This is a genomic window from Bacillus sp. LR--39, assembly GCF_053613335.1.
In genome coordinates this window covers 1-507 of sequence record NZ_JBSIOT010001675.1, presented here as the reverse complement: position 1 = coordinate 507, position 507 = coordinate 1, and the positions used below count along the sequence as shown (strand labels likewise).

The following is a 507-nucleotide window of genomic DNA, read 5'->3' as shown; positions in this document are numbered from 1 at the left end:
AAAGAATGCTAAAAAAAGGAAAAGTTATTTTAGAGCCCGGGACGAAATACGGGCCTGGCGGAGAAGGATTTATGCGCCTGAACGCGGGATGCTCTCTTGCAACCCTGCAGGACGGCCTGCGCCGCATCAAAGCCGCATTATCGTAAATATAGCTGTAAACGCCTTTACGTCTTCATTTGTAAAGGCGTTCTTAATAAAGGAATTTTATATTTTACTTCTAATATTTAGTGTTATAATAGATTCATATTTTATACGAAAGGATTTTACACGAATGGAAATTCTAAAAGACTATCTTCTGCACATCTGCTTTATTTTGTTTCCTATTCTTCTTTACCAAGTGTTTTGGCTTGGAAAACCTGCGATTCTTGTGCCAAAAATAAACAGCGGTTTGGTCACGCTCTTCGCCTGCGGCGCCTCCGTTTTATGCATTATTTTCCCGATTCATGAAATGGACTACATACAATACGGCCTTCAGATGATTCCCGTTATCATTTGTTTATTTTACAT

2 pseudogenes are annotated in these 507 nt (G+C 39.3%); both read left to right on the top strand.

Features of this window, described 5'->3' with window-relative positions:
* A pseudogene (locus ACWHAR_RS32460) lies at positions 1-146 on the top strand (cystathionine beta-lyase); the annotation flags it as partial.
* A 125-nt stretch (positions 147-271) separates the two neighbouring features.
* A pseudogene (locus tag ACWHAR_RS32455) lies at positions 272-507 on the top strand (sensor histidine kinase); the annotation flags it as partial.